The organism is Mumia sp. Pv4-285 (assembly GCF_041320275.1).
GTDB lineage: Bacteria > Actinomycetota > Actinomycetes > Propionibacteriales > Nocardioidaceae > Mumia > Mumia qirimensis.
Genome location: NZ_CP162023.1, coordinates 2888453 through 2905687, shown reverse-complemented (window position 1 = coordinate 2905687; position 17235 = coordinate 2888453). Strand labels below are relative to the sequence as shown.

Genomic DNA, 17235 nt, shown 5'->3' with positions numbered 1-17235 from the left:
ATGTCGGTGTCTCTGGAGGGCATGCGCGGGCGCCTCGTCGACATCGAGGTCGACGTGAGCGCCGGGCTCCCCAGGACGACCCTGGTCGGTCTGCCCGATGCCTCGTTGGCGGAGGCGCGCGACCGGTGCCGGGCGGCGATCGTCAACAGCAGGTTCCCGTGGCCCGACCGCAAGGTCACGATCAACCTCTCGCCGGCCTGGCTGCCCAAGGCCGGCGCTCACTTCGACCTCGGCATCGCGCTGGCCGTCCTCGCGAGCGAGGGCCACGTGCCGCAGGAACGGATCGCCGGGGCAGCCGCGCTGGGCGAGCTCGGGCTCGACGGTCGGCTGCGGGCGGTGGCAGGCGTGCTGCCCGCGACGGTCGCCGCAGTCGCCGCAGGCTGCGAGGTCGTGATCGTGCCGGAGCCGAACGCTGCCGAGGCCTCCATCGTCGACGGCGCACGGATCATCGGCGTGCGTTCGCTGCGTCAGGCCGCGGCGCTGCTCCGCGGTGAGGACCCGCCGGACGAGCCGCCCGTCGAGCCGCTCGTGCCGGGAGTCGATCCGCGCCCAGGACGGCTCGACGGCCTGGACCTGAGCGACGTCGCTGGACAGGACGAGGCTCGTGCCGCGGTGGTCGTCGCGGCGGCCGGGGCCCACCACCTCCTGCTCACGGGGCCGCCGGGCGTGGGCAAGACGATGCTCGCGCAGAGGCTCCCGGCACTGCTGCCCGACCTCGACCACCAGCAGTCCATGGAGACGAGCGCCGTCTACTCGGTGGCCGGTGCGCTCTCCCCGGACGCGCCTCAGCTCCAGCGACCGCCGTTCGTCGACCCGCACCACACCGCCTCCGCGGCCGCCCTGGTCGGTGGAGGGACGCGCACGGTCCGCCCGGGCGCGATGTCGTTGGCGCACCACGGCGTGCTCTTCCTCGACGAGGCCCCGGAGTTCCGCCGGGACGTGATCGAGGCGCTGCGCCAGCCGTTGGAGAGCGGCTGCGTCACGGTCGCCCGCGCGGCGCAGACGGCTGAGTTCCCGGCGCGGTTCCTGCTCGTGCTCGCCGCCAACCCGTGCCCGTGCGGCAGCCGCTCAGGTCCGGAGGGCCGGTGCGCGTGCACAGCGGTGGCCAAGCGGCGCTACCGCGAGCGGCTGTCGGCGCCGATCCTCGACCGGGTGGACCTTCAGCGCACCGTTGGTCCAGTCTCGGCCCACCACACCGGAGAGGCGGCGAAGCTCCCCACACCGACCGCCGTCGTCGCCGCACGTGTGGCGGAGGCCCGCGACCGTCAACGACATCGCCTCAGCGGCACACCCTGGCGCACGAACGGCGAGGTCCCCGGGGCGTTCCTCCGCCGGGGACTGCCGACTCCCGCCCGGCTGGTCCTCACGGTCGACCGCCTCGTCCGGTCGGGCAAGGCCAATGCCCGTACGGCTGACCGCCTCCTCCGGGTCGCGTGGACGATCGCCGACCTCCGAGGCCAGTCCGAGCCCGACATCGACGCGCTAGACCTGGCGACGGTCCTGCGTCGCGACCTCCCGTTCGACGGCGGCCAGCTCGCAGGGATCACCACATGACCGGCGACGGGGCCCCGGAGGACGGCGTCACCCGTGACGAGATGCCAGTGCCGACCTCCGTGACGAGATCGGTGTCGCGAGCGCGTCGTGAGGATCGTCGCGCTCGCGTCACGCTCAGCCTCGTCGCGGAGCCCGGTGATCCGCGCCTGGCCGCAGCGCTCGTCGAGTGCTCGCCGACCGATCTGGTGCGAGCGGTCCTGGCGGGCGACTCCGCGGTGCCCGAGGCGTGGCGTGCGCGCGGCGCCGGCATCGACGCTCGCCTCCGCGCGGCGGTCGCTGCTGCCCACGCGTGCGGGGCGCGCTGGGTGTGCCCTGGGGACGCCGCGTGGCCGGCCCAACTCGACGACCTCGACCTGGTCGGCACGGTGGCCGGCGTCGCGGGGCGGCCGCTCGGGCTCTGGGTGCGGGGCGCCGGTCCGCTTGCCGACCGGGTCGCCCGGTCGGTGGCGGTCGTCGGGGCGCGTGACGCCACGCCCTACGGGTGCGACGTCGCGGGTGACCTGGCTGCCGATCTCGTCGATGCGGGCACGACGGTCGTGAGCGGTGCCGCGTTCGGCATCGACGCCGCAGCCCACCGTGGCGCACTGGCGCTCGCAGGACCGACGGTCGCGGTGCTGGCGTGCGGCGTCGACATCGACTATCCGCGGGCGCACTCCGGCCTCCTGCACAGCATCGCGGAGGCCGGCCTCGTCATCAGCGAGCACCCGCCAGGCGCGACCCCGACGCGCAACCGCTTCCTGACCCGCAACCGGGTGATCGCGGCTCTCTCGCAGGGCACCGTGGTCGTCGAGGCAGCCCGCCGCAGCGGGGCGCTCAACACCCTCGGTTGGGCCCACGAGCTCGGGCGGCTCACGATGGCTGTTCCCGGGGCGGTGACGAACCAGTCGGCCGTGGGGGTGCACCAGGCGATCCGGCAGGGCCGTGCCGTTCTCGTCACGAACGGCGCCGAGGTCCTCGAGGACCTCGACGACCTCGGGCAGCGTGACGCGACTCCTCCGCCCGCGCCGGCGACCGCCTGGGACGCGCTCCCGCCGGCCTCACGTGCGGTCATCGAGGTTCTCCCGGCGGCAGGGCCACGGACGACGCCCGAGATCGTCTGGCACTCGGGATTGCGCTCCGACGAGGTGGAGGCCGCGCTCGCCGACCTCGAGGCGCAGGGCTACGTGCGCGCCTCCGTCCACGGCTGGCACCTCCTGCGGCGCGCCGACCTCTCCGCTCGGCCGGTGGACAGCGGTGGTGCCGATGCCGACGGCGTGCCCCGTTGATGCCAGGAGGATCGCTCGTCAGACTCAGCACCATGACGTCCTCCGAGCGCAGCCCTGCGTGGTCCGACGCGCTCGAGGCCTACGCGCGACACCTGCGGTCCGAGCGTGGTCTGAGCGAGCACACCGTCCGCGCCTACTCCGGGGACCTCGCGCTCCTCGCCGACCATGCCGAGGCGCTCGGCGTGCGCGACCCCGCCGAGCTCGAGCTGAGGGTTCTGCGCAGCTTCCTCGCAGGCCAGCAGGTGCGGGGGAGGGCCCGCAGCACGCTCGCCCGCCGCGCCGCCGCCGTACGCCGCTTCACGGCCTGGCTGGTCCGGACGGGCCGCGCCGACCAGGACCCCGGCGCGATGCTCGCCAACCCACGTCGACACCGAGAGCTTCCCGGCGTGCTGCGGCAGGACGAGGTGCGCGACCTTCTGGACGCGGCGGCGCGCGCCGCGACCTCGACCGCACCAGCGCCGGCGGGTGCGCCCGCCGACGGGCGAGGTGCCGCGGTCCCTGCGGGCGGCTCACCCTCCGAGGCCGAGATCTCTGCAGTCGCCGTGCGCGATGTGGCGATCCTCGAGCTCCTGTACGCGACCGGCATACGCGTCGGTGAGCTGTGCGGTCTCGACGTCGACGACATCGACCGCAACCGCAACGTCGTCCGGGTGATCGGCAAGGGTGACAAGGAGCGCAGCGTCCCCTTCGGACGCCCTGCCGCCGACGCGGTCGACAGGTGGGTGGCGCGCCGCTCGGAGCTGGCTGCCGCAGCGAGTGGGCCCGCACTGTTCCTCGGTCGGCGTGGCGGACGCGTCGACCCGCGGACCGTACGCCGGATGGTGCACACGCGGCTCGCCGACGTCGACGGAGCACCCGACCTCGGACCCCACGGTCTCCGGCACACGGCGGCGACCCATCTGCTCGAGGGCGGCGCCGACCTGCGCAGCGTCCAGGAGCTTCTCGGGCACGCCTCCCTGGCGACCACGCAGCTCTACACCCACGTCAGCTCGGAGCGTCTGCGCAGCGCCTACGCGCAGGCTCATCCGCGCGCCTAGGCCCACCCGTTCGTCCCGCGTCCGGCGCCGGGGGCGCGACGAAGTAGGCTCTGTGTACGGAGCGCCTGACCTCAGCGCGGACCGCCACGGTGTGGCGCGTCCCCTCCCGTGCGGTCGCACGGCTGACGGACATGACCCCCAGCACGCCGAACCATCCTGGGAAGCGGGATGGTCGAACGCAGGAACGGAGCCTCGGAGTTGGACTCGAAGGTCATCTACACGCTTACGGACGAGGCGCCGCTGCTCGCGACGTACTCGCTCCTCCCGATCATCTCCGCGTACGCCGGCACGGCCGGTGTCACCGTGGAGAGCCGCGACATCTCGCTCGCGGGGCGGATCCTGGCCCAGTTCCCAGACCGGCTCTCGCCGGAGCAGCAGGTCGGCGACGCTCTCGCCGAGCTCGGACAGCTCGCGAAGCAGCCCGAGGCCAACATCATCAAGCTGCCGAACATCAGCGCCTCGGTGCCGCAGCTCAAGGCGGCCGTCGCCGAGCTCCAGGCCCAGGGCTACGCGATCCCGAACTACCCGGACGAGCCCGCGACCGACGAGGAGCGCGACGTTCGCGCCCGCTACGACAAGGTCAAGGGCAGCGCCGTCAACCCCGTGCTGCGTGAGGGCAACTCCGACCGCCGTGCACCTGCGTCGGTCAAGAGCTACGCCCGCAAGCACCCCCACTCGATGGGCGCATGGTCGGCCGACTCGAAGACCAACGTGGCCCACATGGAGGCCGACGACTTCCGTTCCAGCGAGAAGTCGGCCGTCATCGAGAAGGACGGTTCGCTGCGCATCGAGCACGTCGCTGCCGACGGCTCCACCACCGTCCTGCGCGAGTCCGTGCCGGTTCTCGCCGGCGAGGTCGTCGACGCGACCGCGATGAACGTCGCCGCGCTGCGTGAGTTCCTCACCGCGCAGATCGAGCGCGCCAAGGCCGAGGGCGTGCTGTTCTCGGTGCACCTCAAGGCCACCATGATGAAGGTCTCCGACCCGATCATCTTCGGTCATGTCGTCCAGGCGTTCTTCCCGCAGCTCTTCGCCGAGCACGGCGACGCCCTTGCGGCGGCCGGCCTCAGCCCCAACAACGGGCTGGGCAGCATCCTCGCCGGGATCGACTCGCTCCCGGCGGACGTCCGTGACTCCGTCCAGGCTGCGATCAACCAGGGTCTGGCCGACGGCCCGGCCCTCGCGATGGTCGACTCCGACCGCGGGATCACCAACCTCCACGTGCCGAGCGACGTCATCGTCGACGCGTCGATGCCGGCGATGATCCGCACCTCGGGCCACATGTGGGGCCCGGACGGCGCCGAGGCCGACACACTCGCCGTCATCCCTGACAGCAGCTACGCCGGCATCTACCAGGTCGTGATCGACGACTGCCGTGCGCGCGGCGCGTTCGATCCGACGACGATGGGGTCCGTCCCCAACGTGGGCCTGATGGCGCAGGCCGCCGAGGAGTACGGCAGCCACGACAAGACCTTCGAGATCGCCTCGGCCGGCACGGTGCGCGTCGTCGACAACGACGGTTCGGTGGTCTTCGAGCACGCCGTGTCGGAGGGCGACGTCTGGCGCATGTGCCAGACCAAGGACGTCCCGATCCGGGACTGGGTCAAGCTCGCCGTGTCACGGGCCCGTGCGACAGGGGCGCCGGCGGTGTTCTGGCTCGACGAGACGCGGGCGCACGACCGCAACCTGATCGCGAAGGTCCGGTCCTACCTGACCGAGCACGACACCGACGGTCTCCAGATCGAGATCATGTCGCCGGTCGACGCGACCGCGTTCTCGCTGGAGCGCATCCGCAAGGGCGAGGACACCATCTCGGTGACCGGCAACGTCCTGCGCGACTACCTGACGGACCTGTTCCCGATCCTCGAGCTCGGGACCAGCGCCAAGATGCTGTCGGTGGTGCCGCTGATCAACGGCGGCGGTCTCTTCGAGACCGGTGCCGGTGGCTCCGCGCCCAAGCACGTGCAGCAGCTGGTCAAGGAGAACTACCTCCGCTGGGACAGCCTGGGCGAGTTCCTCGCCCTGGCGGTCAGCCTCGAGCACCTCGCCGAGGTGACGGGCAACGCGAAGGCCCAGGTCCTCGCCGACACCCTCGATCGCGCGACGGGCACGTTCCTCGACGAGAACAAGTCGCCGAGCCGTCGGGTCGGCGGGATCGACAACCGCGGCAGCCACTTCTTCCTCGCGCTCTACTGGGCGCAGGAGCTGGCGGCCCAGACCGAGGACGCGGAGCTCGCGGCGGCGTTCGCTCCGCTGGCGGAGACACTGTCGGCGAACGCCCAGCAGATCACCGACGAGCTCATCGGCGTGCAGGGCTCGCCGGTCGAGATCGGCGGCTACTACCGCCCCGACGACGCACTCGCGTCGCAGGTCATGCGCCCGTCGAAGACGCTGAACGACGCGATCGCCACGCTGGCCTGACGTCGGACCGTCCGGATCGAGACCCGCCGAGGAAGCCCTCGGCGGGTCTCGCCGTCTCAGAGCATGGTCAGCGGGTCGAACGGACGGCCGTCCTGGAGTGCCATCCAGTGCAGGTGGCATCCCGTCGACAGCCCCGTGGACCCGACCTCCCCAACGACACCACCCGCGGCGACGACCGCACCCCTGGCGATGGACGGGGTCGCGAGGTGGTTGTAGCTCGTGACGATCCCGCCACCGTGATCAACCACGACACGGTTGCCGTACGCGGGGTCGTACGTCACGGCGCTCACCCGACCGGCGGCCGCGACCGTCACCGGTGACCCGCACGCCGCCGCGATGTCTGTGCCGTCGTGGAGCTTGAGCTCGCCGGTGACCGGGTGGACGCGCATCCCGAACGAAGAGCTGATCGGTCCGTCGACGGGGAGCAGGAAGCCGCCGGGCCCCGTCGGCGGCACGGCGACCGGAGGGACCGGCGGCGGCCCGTACGGGGTCACGAGGCGCACGGTCGCGGCACGGTCGAGCAGCTCGACGGGGTCGGCGTACGTGGCGCCATGACGTCGTCCGAGGTGCAGGCACGCGCGCGGCAGGCAGTGCCCGCCTGCGAGGAGGAGCCGACCGAGGACGTCGCCTGCGACGACGTGCGTCCCGACCTCCACGGTCGCCGCGACGGGCTGATACGTCGAGCGCACCGAGCCGTGGTCCACGCTCACGACCTCGACGCCGGCGACACTGCCGGCGAAGGTGACGACCCCGTCGTCCACCGCCCTGACGAAGGCGCCGGCGCTCGCGTCGAGGTCGATGCCGCGGTGACCGGAGGCGTACGGGGTGGGCGGCGCCTCGAACGCCCGCGAGACCGTCGGGCGCGGATCGAGGGGCCACCACCATCTCAGATCGTCGGTGCCGGGACCGTGGGGAAGCGCCGCGAGCAGCAGCGCGGCGATCAGCGTTGAACTCATCTGAGGATGCAATCGCGCCGGACGCGACTAGCGTGTCCCGAAAGTCGGCTTTTGGGGACAAACACGACGAGCGGCGCCTGGGGACAACTCACGACGGCGCTCCGGGGGAGTGGGAGAACCCTATGCGAGTGATCGGACCTGCCCTGCTCATCGCCGCGGCGACGCTGGTGGCGCCAGCAGCCTCGAGCACCGCGGCAACACCTGCTCGCGCTTCGGCGGTGTCAGGCTCTGGCGCGGAGGTGGCCCGCACGGCCACGTCGGTGCCGCCGGGTCCCAGGCGCTACGAGCGCCGCGTCGTCCGGCACACCAACCGAGCGCGCCGTGCCCACGACATGAAGGCGCTGCGCCGCAACGCGTGCCTCGACCTCTACGCCCAGCGCTCGGCCGACCGGATCGCGCGCTCGGGGCGTCTCACCCACCAGAACCTGCGGCCGGTGCTGCGGCGGTGCGGCGGCTGGAAGGTCGGAGAGAACATCGCCTACGGCTACCAGTGGCCGCGGTGGGTGGTGCGGGCATGGATGAACTCGCCCGGGCACCGGGCGAACATCCTCGAGCGCCGCTACCGACGGATCGGGGTCGGTGTCCGCGCGGACAGCAACGGCACCGTGTGGGTCAGCCAGGTCTTCGCCTACCGGCGCTGATCCGCGGCGGGGCCGCGTCGGGGGTGCGATTTCGCCCGCTGGGGCCGGTGGCCTAGACTCGGAGCAGCACCTCGACTGTCTCACGACGGGACGGGTGACTTCGCGCGCTCATCGCCCAGCACCGCTGGGATGCGCGGCCCTGGTCCTCTCCTCACGGCGAGGCGGTCCGCGCAAGGGCGCCAGGGTGTCGGCGCCGCCGGCACGTCAACCAGGATCGGGTGCACCCGTGCGCCCTTGCAAGAAAGAGGAACGTCATGGCCGTCGTGTCCATGCGCCAGCTGCTCGAGAGCGGTGTCCACTTCGGGCACCAGACCCGCCGCTGGAACCCCAAGATGAAGCGCTTCATCCTCACCGAGCGCAACGGCATCTACATCATCGACCTCCAGCAGTCGCTGGCCTACATCGACCGCGCGTACGACTTCGTCAAGACGACCGTCGCCCGCGGTGGCTCGATCCTCTTCGTCGGCACGAAGCGCCAGGCGCAGGAGGCCATCACCGAGCAGGCGACCCGCGTCGGCATGCCGTACGTGAACCACCGCTGGCTGGGCGGCATGCTCACCAACTTCTCGACCGTCCACGAGCGGATCAAGCGCCTCAAGGAGCTCGACGAGGTCGACTTCGACGACGTCGCCGGCTCGGGACGCACCAAGAAGGAGCTCCTCCAGCTCAAGCGCGAGCACGACAAGCTCGACCGCACGCTGGGCGGCATCCGTGACATGGGCCGTACCCCCTCGGCGCTCTGGATCATCGACACCAAGAAGGAGCACCTGGCGGTCGACGAGGCCAAGAAGCTGGGCATCCCGGTCGTCGCGATCCTCGACACCAACTGCGACCCCGACGACGTCGACTACCCGATCCCGGGCAACGACGACGCGATCCGCTCGGTCACGCTCCTCACCCGCGTCGTCGCCGACGCGGTGGGCGAGGGCCTGATCTCGCGCGGCGCCGGCAAGGAGACCGAGGCCGCTGAGGCCGAGGGCACCGTCGCCGCCGGCGAGCCGCTCGCCGAGTGGGAGCGCGAGCTCGCCGAGGGCACCGACGCCGCCACCACCGAGGCTCCGGCCACGGAGGCTGCGGCCACCGAGGCGCCGGCCTCCACGGAGGCAGCGGCCCCCGCAGCCGAGGCCGAGGTCCAGTCGTCGGCCAGCGCTGACGACACGCCGGCCGAGGTCGCCGAGGAGACCGCCACGGCCGAGGAGAACCTCGCCGAGACCGGGTCCGTCGAGGACAAGCCCGCCGACGCCTGATCGACCCGGCGGTCTGTCACACCACTTCGGTCGTCGGCCGGCTCCCACGGGAGTCGGCCGGCGGCTAGCACCAACGGCCGGTCCACCGGCCACGGACGAACGACGAGAGAGATACAGATGGCAATCTCTGCAGCAGACGTGAAGAAGCTCCGCGACGCGACCGGCGCGGGCATGATGGACGCCAAGAAGGCCCTCACCGAGGCCGAGGGCGACTTCGACAAGGCCGTCGAGATCCTGCGGGTCCACGGTCAGGCGAAGGCCGACAAGCGTGGCGCGGAGCGCCAGGCGACCGCCGGCCTCGTGGCAGCGTCGGGCAACGCGATCGTGGAGCTCAACGCCGAGACCGACTTCGTCGCCAAGAACGAGCAGTTCGTCGCGATGGCCGAGGAGTTCGCAGCCCTGGCCGACCGTACGAAGCCGGCCACGGCCGAGGAGTTCGCCGCGACCGACGCCGGAGACGGCCAGACGGTCGCCGAGAAGATCTCGGCGCTCGCCGCGATCATCGGCGAGAAGCTCGAGCTCGGCCGCGTCCAGGTCCTCGAGGGCAAGGGTCGCGTCGCGACGTACCTGCACCGCCGTGCGAGCGACCTGCCGCCGGCCGTCGGCGTGCTCATCGAGTTCGAGGGCGACGGCGAGGAGGAGGTCGCACGCAGCGTGGCCATGCAGGTCGCCGCGATGCGTCCGCGCTACCTGACGCGCGACGAGGTCCCGGCCGACGTCGTGGCCAAGGAGCGCGAGATCGCCGAGGCCGCGGCCCGCGAGGAGGGCAAGCCCGAGCAGGCGATCAGCAAGATCGTCGACGGCAAGGTCAACGCCTTCTTCAAGGACTTCGTGCTTCTCGACCAGCCGTCGGTGACGGAGCAGAAGAAGACCGTGCGCCAGGTCCTCGACGAGGCAGGCCTGACGGTCACCCGCTTCGCTCACATCGAGATCGGCGGCTGACAGCCCGATTGCGAGACCCTCGCGATCGATGAGCTCGACCTGACGAAGACGCGCGATACGGAGGCCGGTGTGGTGGACCAGAACGAGACAGTCGACCCGCCGGCCTCCGTGCCGTCCGGGGGAGCCTCCCCGAGCGAGCCGACGGGCGAGCGGCGGCGTGTGCTGCTGAAGCTCTCCGGTGAGGCCTTCGGTGGCGGCAGCCTCGGGGTGGACCCCGACGTCGTCAACACGATCGCCCGTCAGATCGCCGAGGGCGTCGCGGCAGGTGTGGAGATTGCCATCGTCATCGGTGGCGGCAACTTCTTCCGTGGGGCCGAGCTCCAGCAGCGCGGCATGGACCGTGCCCGCGCCGACTACATGGGCATGCTGGGCATCGTCATGAACTGCCTCGCGCTCCAGGACTTCCTGGAGAAGCAGGAGATCGACACGCGGGTCCAGACCGCCATCACGATGGGCCAGGTCGCCGAGCCGTACATCCCGCGCCGTGCGATCCGCCACCTCGAGAAGGGGCGCGTCGTGATCTTCGGCGCGGGCGCCGGCATGCCGTACTTCTCGACCGACACGGTCTCGGCCCAGCGCGCGCTCGAGGTCCGCGCGGACGAGGTGCTGATGGGCAAGAACGGCGTCGACGGTGTCTACACCGCGGACCCGAACAAGGATTCCAGCGCCACCAAGATCGACTCCATCTCGTACAACGACGTCCTGCAGCGTGGGCTGCGGGTCGCCGACGCGACGGCGTTCGCGCTGCTGATGGAGAACAGGTTGCCGATGCGCGTCTTCGGGATCGAGGGCGAGGGCAACATCTCGTCGGTCCTGAGAGGTGAGAAGATCGGCACGCTGGTCTACGCAGACTGACCGACCAGACACCGCAGACGAAGGAGCAGGCCAGTGATTGACGAGACCCTGCGTGACGCCGACTCCAAGATGGACAAGGCCGTCGAGCACGCGCGCGAGGACTTCGCCGCGATCCGTACCGGGCGCGCGCACCCCGCCATGTTCGCGAAGATCACGGCCGACTACTACGGCACGCCGACGCCGATCCAGCAGCTCGCGGGGTTCCAGATCCCCGAGCCGCGGGTCGTCATCGTGAGCCCGTACGACATGGGTGCCAAGGGCGCCATCGAGAAGGCCATCCGTGAGTCCGACCTCGGCGTGAACCCGACCGACGACGGCAAGGTCCTGCGCCTGTCCCTGCCGCAGCTCACCGAGGACCGCCGCAAGGAGTACATCAAGCTCGCGAAGTCCAAGGCGGAGGAGGGCCGCGTCGCGGTCCGCAACATCCGCCGCAGCGCCAAGCAGGCGATGGACAAGGCCGAGAAGGACGGCGAGATCAGCAAGGACGACGTGACCGGCGCGGAGAAGCGCCTCGACGCGCTGACGAAGAAGCACGTCGACCACATCGACGAGCTCGTCAAGAACAAGGAGCAGGAGCTGCTCGAGGTCTGATGAGCGCTTCTGACGTCCCCGCAGCGCCCCGGCAGCGCGGCGGCCGCAACCTGCCTGCCGCGATCGGGGTCGGGGTCGGCCTCGGCGCTGCCGTCGTCCTGTCGCTGTTCTTCGTCAAGGCAGCCTTCGTCGCGGTCGTCCTCGCAGCGGCCGGAGTCGCGATCTGGGAGCTGACCGGCGCCCTCGCGAAGGCCGGCATCGCGCTCCCGCTCCCGCCGTTGATGGCCGGCGGGCTCGCCACGTTGGCTGCGGTCTACGTGGGCGGCACCGAGGCGATCGCGATCGGTACGGCACTCACCGTGCTCGGCATCTTCGTCTATCGGATGCCGCGCGGCGCGGACGGCTTCGTCCGCGACGCGTCGGCTGCCGTGTTCGTCTTCGGGTACGTCCCGGTGCTCGGCTCGTTCGTCGTCCTGATGGCGGCGGAGGACGACGGAGCGCTTCGGATCGTCACGTTCATCGTGGTGACGATCGCCTCCGACATCTTCGGCTACGCAGCCGGCTACAAGCTCGGCAAGCACCCGATGGCCCCCACCATCAGCCCCAAGAAGTCCTGGGAGGGCTTCGGCGGCTCGGTGCTCGGGTGCGTCCTCGCCGGCGTGCTCCTCGTGACCTTCCTGCTGGACGGTCGTTGGTGGGTCGGCGTGATCCTGGGCCTGGCCGCGGTGGCGATGGCCACGTTGGGCGACCTCTCCGAGTCGATGATCAAGCGCGACGTCGGCATCAAGGACATGAGCGACCTGTTGCCAGGTCACGGTGGTCTGATGGACCGGCTCGACTCGTTGCTCGCCGTCGCCCCGGTCTGCTGGCTGGTCCTGCACTTCCTGGTCCCCGTGAGCTGACACTCCGTGCGGTCCTTCCGGTGCGACGTCTGCGGCGGCCCTCTCTACTTCGAGAACTCGCTGTGCCTCACCTGCGGATCCGCAGTGGGCTACTCACGGGCGGACCACCGCGTCCGGGTCCTTGACGACGACCCCGTGTGCGCGAGCGCGACGCTCAACGGCTGCAACTGGATCGTCGAGCGCGCGGGAGCGCTGTGCTTCAGCTGCTCGCTCACCCGGATCCGCCCGGCCGACGAGGACGCGGTCGGTCTCGCGCAGTACCAGCGGGCGGAGGAGGCAAAACGTCGCCTCGTGTTCCAGCTCGACGACCTGCGCCTCCCGCTCACCACCCGCGCGCAGGATCCCGAGCGGGGCATCGCCTTCGACCTCCTGTCCTCGGCGGACACTCCGGTGACCACCGGTCACGCCGACGGCGTCATCACGATCGATCTGGCCGAGAGCGACGACGCCTACCGGGAGCGGCTCCGCGTCGAGCTCGGCGAGCCGTACCGCACGATGCTCGGGCACCTTCGGCACGAGGTCGGCCACTACTACGAGACGGTGCTCGTGCTCGACGACGCGAGCCCGTGGCTCGGCAGGGTCCGCGACCTCTTCGGCGACGACACGACGTCGTACGCCGACGAGATCGACCGGCACTACCGCGAGGGATCCCCCGACGGCTGGGCGGACGCGTTCGTGAGCGAGTACGCGACGATGCACCCGTACGAGGACTTCGCGGAGTGCTTCGCGCACGTGCTGCACATCCGCGACACCGTCCAGACCGCCGGCGCGTTCGGCCTCACAGCCGCCGTCGACGCAGACGCGGTGGACTTCCGCAGCCTCGTGACGGCGGTCTGGCTGCCGTTGTCGTACGCGCTCAACCAGGTCGACCGCAGCATGGGACAGGACGACCTCTACCCGTTCGTGCTCGCGCCGCGCGTCCTCGACAAGCTGGCCCTGGTCGGCGAGATCGTCGCCGCGACGGGCTCGGTCGAGCGCGCCGAGAGCTGACGACGCGGACGACGGCGCGCGCGGTTGGCGCGGGATGGGAGGATGGATCCGACATGTCGCACGTGAACCCGAACCCGCTCCCGCTCGTCTTCGAGCAGCCCAAGGGGCGTGGCAAGCCGCCGCTCCACCTGGCCGACCTCGACCTCGCCGCCCGCAAGGAGGCCGTCGAGGCTCTCGGGCTCCCCGGCTACCGCGCCAAGCAGCTCTCGACGCACTACTTCACGCGGCTGGTCTCCGACCCCGCGGAGATGACCGACCTCCCCGCAGGCATCCGCGACCAGCTCGTCGACGGGCTCATGCCGCACCTGATCACCCCGGTCAAGACGCAGACCGCAGACCGCGGCACGACGCGCAAGACCCTGTGGAAGCTGTTCGACGGCGCTCTGGTCGAGTCGGTGCTCATGCGCTACCCCGACCGCGCCACGATCTGCGTGTCGAGCCAGGCCGGCTGCGGCATGGCCTGCCCGTTCTGCGCCACGGGTCAGGGCGGGCTCCAGCGCAACATGTCGACGGGCGAGATCATCGAGCAGGTCGTCGACGGCGCGCGGGCCATGGCACGTGGCGAGATCCCCGGCGGGCCCGGGCGCCTCTCCAACGTCGTGTTCATGGGGATGGGCGAGCCGATGGCCAACTACAAGGCCGTGATCGGCGCCGTGCGGCGGATGGTCGACGACGGTCCCGACGGTCTCGGCATGTCGGCGCGCAACATCACCGTCAGCACGGTCGGGCTGGTCCCTCGCATCAAGCAGCTCACGAGCGAGGGCATCCCGGTCACGCTCGCGCTGTCGCTCCACGCGCCCGACGACGAGCTGCGCGACGACCTCGTCCCGATCAACACGCGGTTCAAGGTCGAGGAGGCCGTCGAGGCTGCCTGGGAGTACGCCCGTACGACCAAGCGCCGTGTCTCCATCGAGTACGCGATGATCAAGGACATCAACGACCAGGCATGGCGCGCAGACATGCTCGGCGACCTCCTGCGGTCGTACGGCGACTGGGGATGGGTGCACGTCAACCTGATCCCGCTCAACCCCACCCCTGGTTCGATCTGGACCGCCTCCGAGCCCGCAGACGAGCGCGAGTTCGTCCGCCGGCTCGAGGCCAAGGGCATCCCGACGACGGTGCGCGACACCCGCGGTCAGGAGATCGACGGCGCGTGCGGCCAGCTCGCGGCGGCCGATGCGTGACGTCCCCGCTGTGCCGCTGGGTGCGGCGCTGCTCGCGACCGACCTCGACGGCACGCTGCTGAGGTCGGACGGCACCCTGTCCGTCCGGACCCGGGAGGCGATCGCAGCCGCCGAGGAGGCGGGCGTTCCCACCGTGTTCGTGACGGCACGCCCGCCCCGATGGCTCGACGACCTCGCGGACGCCGTCGGAGACGCGACCGGGGGAGTCGCGCTCAGCGCCAACGGTGCCTTCGTCTATCACGTCGCCAGCCGGACGGTCACCGAGGTGGGCACGATGTCGCCCGAGGTGCTTCACGAGCTCGGAGAGCTGCTGCGCGCGGCGATCCCGGGCATCGCCTTCGCGGTCGAGCGGGCCGACGGGATGCGCCGCGAGGAGCGGTTCGCGTACGTCCGCGAGCGCCCTGCCGCCGACGACCTCGACGACTGGGCCCGGATCACGGACCGTCCCGCCGGCAAGCTGCTCGCCAAGCTCGAGGGCCACGACCCCGACGAGTTCCACCGGATGGTCGCCGTGGCGCTCGAGGGCCGCGCCGAGCTGGGGTTCTCCGGTGCCGTCGGGCTGGCCGAGATCACGGCGCCCGGCGTCACGAAGGCGTCGGGGCTCGCTCGCTGGACGGCTCAGGCGGGCTTCGCGCGGGAGCGGGTCTGGGCCGTCGGCGACATGCCGAACGACCTCCCGATGCTGCGCTGGGCGGGCCGTTCGTTCGCCGTCGCCAACGCTCACCCCGACGTCCTGTCCACCGCCCACGAGGTGGTGCCGAGCAACGACGAGGACGGGGTGGCTGCCATCCTGGACCGGATCAGCCTGGAGAGCGGCAGCCCTCGCCGTACCCTCGACCGACAGGAGCACCTGTGATCGACGTGACCCGTGACGGGGCCGTGACGACCGTGGAGCTGAGACGCCCGGAGCGGCGCAACGCCCTTGACCTCGACACCTGTACGGCGCTGCGCGACGCGGTCGTCGCCGCAACCGCTGACGGGACGCGTGCGATCGTCGTCACCGGCGAGGGCACGAGCTTCTGTGCGGGGGCCGACCTGACCGGCGTGTACGGTGACGCCTTCATCGAGGCGCTCTACGGGATGCTTCAGACGCTGACGGCGGCCGAGGTCCCGATCATCGCCGCAGTCAACGGACCGGCGATCGGTGCCGGCACCCAGCTCGCTCTGGCGTGCGACCTGCGGGTCGCCGCGCCCACGGCGAAGTTCGGTGTCCCGACCGCACGCAACGGGATGGCCGTCGACGCGTGGACCATCCGTACGCTGGCCGCGGTCGCCGGCGCGGGCACCGCCAAGGCACTGATGCTCGGCGCCGACATGCTCGACGCCGAGACCGCGTACGCTCGCGGGCTCGTCGACCGGCTCGGCGACCTGGAGGCCGCCACGGCGTGGGCGCACGAGATCGCGACGTTCGCGCCGCTGACGCTCGCCTACAACAAGCTGGTCCTCAGCTCCGACCCGTCCGACCCGGACGCGACCGCGCGCATCGCGAAAGGGTTCGACGCCTGCTGGGGGAGCGACGACGTGCGCGAGGCAGCCACCGCACGCACGGAGAAGCGCGCACCGCTGTTCCGGGGTCGGTGATGACCCCGGTGCTGGTGTTCGACGGTGACTGCGCCTTCTGCTCGAGCTCGGCGCGCTGGGTCCAGCGATGGGCGCCGTCGCGCCGCGCCGAGGTCGTGGCGTGGCAGCACACCGACCTGGGCGCGATCGGGCTGACGGCTCAGGAGTGCAGCACCGCGCTGCGCTGGGTCGACGGCGAGCGACACAGCGCCGGGCCGGTGGCCGTCGCGGACTACCTCCGTACGGCTCGTGCGCCGTGGCCCGCGCTCGGTGCCGTCCTCGGTACGCGCCTGGCGACCGCGGCGGCGTGGCCGGTGTACCGGTGGGTCGCCGAGCACCGCCACCAGCTGCCGGGCGGGACGCCGCAGTGCGCCCTCCCGACCGGCCCCCGCCCCGACGAGGCGGCCGGCGGAGCCGGTCGATGAGCGATCCGACCTGGTTCACGCGTCCCGGTGGCGACACGGCCGGCCGGCTGAACCTCGCCTACGACGCGCTCGACCGTCAGGTGATCGGCGGACGCGCTGACGAGCCCGCTCTGCGGACGCCGGAGGACGACCTGTCGTACGCGGTGCTCCTGGAGCGCGCCGCTGCCTTCGGAGGCTTGCTGTTGGCACTCGGCGTGCGTCCCGGTGATGCCGTCGCGGTGCCGGCGTCGATCTCGACCGAGACGGCCGTCGTCGTGCTCGCCGCTGCGCGGATCGGCGCCACGACGTGGATCGGCGGTGCCTGTGCCGATCTCGTGCGAAGCAGCGACTCGCCGCTGGTCGTCGCCGAGGGCGTGCAGATGGCCGACGTGGTCGCCGCCCTCGAGACGCTCGCGCCCGGCCGCCCGCGCGCGGTCGTCGTCGTCCGGCCAGGGGAGTGGGTCGTCGACGAGACCCGCGACGTGGCCTGGGAGCTCGCCCTGAAGGCGGGTGCGACGGACCCCGCGACGGTCGTGCCGGTCGACGCGGACGCCGCGATCGTCGTCGCGTCGAGCGGAGAGTCGTACGCGTCCAGCGCGCACGGCGACATCGCGGCGGTTGCCACGGGCGACGCACGGTCCGAGCCGGCCGTGCTGCGGGCAGGCGCCGCGTGGACGACGGCCCTGGTCGGTGATCTGCTCACCGCGCTCCGTACCGGGCAGGGCGCGGTCCTGGAGGCCTGACTC

At 71.6% G+C, this 17235-nt stretch carries 17 protein-coding genes; 16 read left to right on the top strand and 1 reads right to left on the bottom strand.

Annotation, left to right across the window (positions count from 1 at the left end; genetic code table 11):
* From AB3M34_RS14005 to AB3M34_RS13990, 4 genes are all read left to right on the top strand, one after another.
* Window positions 1-1554 (top strand): YifB family Mg chelatase-like AAA ATPase, encoded by a 1554-nt coding sequence (locus AB3M34_RS14005; protein WP_370614753.1) that lies wholly within the window; start codon window positions 1-3, stop codon window positions 1552-1554.
* Window positions 1551-2819: a DNA-processing protein DprA gene (dprA, locus tag AB3M34_RS14000; protein ID WP_370614751.1), complete on the top strand. Its 1269-nt coding sequence runs from the start codon at window positions 1551-1553 to the stop codon at window positions 2817-2819. The genes AB3M34_RS14005 and dprA overlap by 4 nt, the downstream gene beginning before the upstream one ends.
* A gap of 32 nt (window positions 2820-2851) precedes the next feature.
* On the top strand, window positions 2852-3856 hold the full coding sequence (locus AB3M34_RS13995) for a tyrosine recombinase XerC (RefSeq protein WP_370614749.1): 1005 nt from the start codon (window positions 2852-2854) through the stop codon (window positions 3854-3856).
* A gap of 168 nt (window positions 3857-4024) precedes the next feature.
* The gene (locus AB3M34_RS13990) at window positions 4025-6277 is read left to right on the top strand and encodes an NADP-dependent isocitrate dehydrogenase (protein WP_370614747.1); all 2253 of its coding nucleotides are present in this window, start codon (window positions 4025-4027) and stop codon (window positions 6275-6277) included.
* A gap of 56 nt (window positions 6278-6333) precedes the next feature.
* On the opposite strand, the gene AB3M34_RS13985 is transcribed toward AB3M34_RS13990, so the two are convergent.
* Complete coding sequence (locus AB3M34_RS13985) at window positions 6334-7233, bottom strand: M23 family metallopeptidase (RefSeq protein WP_370614745.1); 900 nt, start codon at window positions 7231-7233, stop codon at window positions 6334-6336.
* 128 nt (window positions 7234-7361) lie between these two features.
* On the opposite strand from AB3M34_RS13985, the gene AB3M34_RS13980 reads away from it, so the two are divergent.
* The 12 genes from AB3M34_RS13980 (at window position 7362) to AB3M34_RS13925 (ending at window position 17232) form a co-directional block, all read left to right on the top strand.
* Window positions 7362-7874: a CAP domain-containing protein gene (locus tag AB3M34_RS13980; RefSeq protein ID WP_370614744.1), complete on the top strand. Its 513-nt coding sequence runs from the start codon at window positions 7362-7364 to the stop codon at window positions 7872-7874.
* Window positions 7875-8128: 254 nt separating this feature from the next.
* The gene (gene rpsB / locus AB3M34_RS13975; protein WP_370614742.1) at window positions 8129-9121 is read left to right on the top strand and encodes a 30S ribosomal protein S2; all 993 of its coding nucleotides are present in this window, start codon (window positions 8129-8131) and stop codon (window positions 9119-9121) included.
* Between the two features lie 117 nt (window positions 9122-9238).
* Window positions 9239-10063, top strand: a complete 825-nt coding sequence (gene tsf, locus AB3M34_RS13970; protein ID WP_370614741.1) for a translation elongation factor Ts — start codon at window positions 9239-9241, stop codon at window positions 10061-10063.
* A 108-nt stretch (window positions 10064-10171) separates the two neighbouring features.
* Window positions 10172-10918, top strand: a complete 747-nt coding sequence (gene pyrH / locus AB3M34_RS13965; protein ID WP_370620021.1) for a UMP kinase — start codon at window positions 10172-10174, stop codon at window positions 10916-10918.
* A 36-nt stretch (window positions 10919-10954) separates the two neighbouring features.
* Window positions 10955-11509 carry a ribosome recycling factor gene (frr, locus tag AB3M34_RS13960; protein WP_370620019.1) on the top strand — a complete coding sequence of 185 codons (555 nt, stop codon included), beginning with the start codon at window positions 10955-10957 and terminating at the stop codon, window positions 11507-11509.
* Window positions 11509-12351, top strand: coding sequence for a phosphatidate cytidylyltransferase (locus AB3M34_RS13955; RefSeq protein ID WP_370614739.1), 843 nt, complete (start codon window positions 11509-11511; stop codon window positions 12349-12351). The genes frr and AB3M34_RS13955 overlap by 1 nt, the downstream gene beginning before the upstream one ends.
* A gap of 6 nt (window positions 12352-12357) precedes the next feature.
* Window positions 12358-13341, top strand: coding sequence for a zinc-binding metallopeptidase family protein (locus AB3M34_RS13950; RefSeq protein WP_370614737.1), 984 nt, complete (start codon window positions 12358-12360; stop codon window positions 13339-13341).
* 53 nt (window positions 13342-13394) lie between these two features.
* Complete coding sequence (gene rlmN / locus AB3M34_RS13945; RefSeq protein ID WP_370614736.1) at window positions 13395-14525, top strand: 23S rRNA (adenine(2503)-C(2))-methyltransferase RlmN; 1131 nt, start codon at window positions 13395-13397, stop codon at window positions 14523-14525.
* Window positions 14518-15381 (top strand): HAD family hydrolase, encoded by an 864-nt coding sequence (locus tag AB3M34_RS13940; RefSeq protein ID WP_370614734.1) that lies wholly within the window; start codon window positions 14518-14520, stop codon window positions 15379-15381. The genes rlmN and AB3M34_RS13940 overlap by 8 nt, the downstream gene beginning before the upstream one ends.
* The gene (locus tag AB3M34_RS13935) at window positions 15378-16106 is read left to right on the top strand and encodes an enoyl-CoA hydratase (protein WP_370614732.1); all 729 of its coding nucleotides are present in this window, start codon (window positions 15378-15380) and stop codon (window positions 16104-16106) included. Before AB3M34_RS13940 ends, AB3M34_RS13935 begins: the two co-directional genes overlap by 4 nt.
* Entirely contained in the window at window positions 16106-16510 is a 405-nt protein-coding gene (locus AB3M34_RS13930; protein ID WP_370614731.1) for a thiol-disulfide oxidoreductase DCC family protein, read from the top strand. The genes AB3M34_RS13935 and AB3M34_RS13930 overlap by 1 nt, the downstream gene beginning before the upstream one ends.
* A complete protein-coding gene (locus AB3M34_RS13925; protein ID WP_370614730.1) occupies window positions 16507-17232 on the top strand; it encodes an AMP-binding protein in 726 nt (241 codons plus the stop codon). Before AB3M34_RS13930 ends, AB3M34_RS13925 begins: the two co-directional genes overlap by 4 nt.
* Window positions 17233-17235: the final 3 nt, after the last annotated feature.

Excerpts from the sequence above, each read along its gene's own strand:
- AB3M34_RS13955 (WP_370614739.1), top strand. The coding sequence starts at position 11,509 with ATGAGCGCTTCTGACGTCCCCGCAGCGCCCCGGCAGCGCGGCGGCCGC.
- AB3M34_RS13985 (WP_370614745.1), bottom strand. The coding sequence starts at position 7,233 with ATGAGTTCAACGCTGATCGCCGCGCTGCTGCTCGCGGCGCTTCCCCAC.
- AB3M34_RS13940 (WP_370614734.1), top strand. The coding sequence starts at position 14,518 with ATGCGTGACGTCCCCGCTGTGCCGCTGGGTGCGGCGCTGCTCGCGACC.
- AB3M34_RS13990 (WP_370614747.1), top strand. The coding sequence starts at position 4,025 with ATGGTCGAACGCAGGAACGGAGCCTCGGAGTTGGACTCGAAGGTCATC.
- AB3M34_RS14005 (WP_370614753.1), top strand. The coding sequence starts at position 1 with ATGTCGGTGTCTCTGGAGGGCATGCGCGGGCGCCTCGTCGACATCGAG.
- rpsB (WP_370614742.1), top strand. The coding sequence starts at position 8,129 with ATGGCCGTCGTGTCCATGCGCCAGCTGCTCGAGAGCGGTGTCCACTTC.
- AB3M34_RS13925 (WP_370614730.1), top strand. The coding sequence starts at position 16,507 with ATGAGCGATCCGACCTGGTTCACGCGTCCCGGTGGCGACACGGCCGGC.
- AB3M34_RS13995 (WP_370614749.1), top strand. The coding sequence starts at position 2,852 with ATGACGTCCTCCGAGCGCAGCCCTGCGTGGTCCGACGCGCTCGAGGCC.
- rlmN (WP_370614736.1), top strand. The coding sequence starts at position 13,395 with ATGTCGCACGTGAACCCGAACCCGCTCCCGCTCGTCTTCGAGCAGCCC.
- tsf (WP_370614741.1), top strand. The coding sequence starts at position 9,239 with ATGGCAATCTCTGCAGCAGACGTGAAGAAGCTCCGCGACGCGACCGGC.
- dprA (WP_370614751.1), top strand. The coding sequence starts at position 1,551 with ATGACCGGCGACGGGGCCCCGGAGGACGGCGTCACCCGTGACGAGATG.
- AB3M34_RS13930 (WP_370614731.1), top strand. The coding sequence starts at position 16,106 with ATGACCCCGGTGCTGGTGTTCGACGGTGACTGCGCCTTCTGCTCGAGC.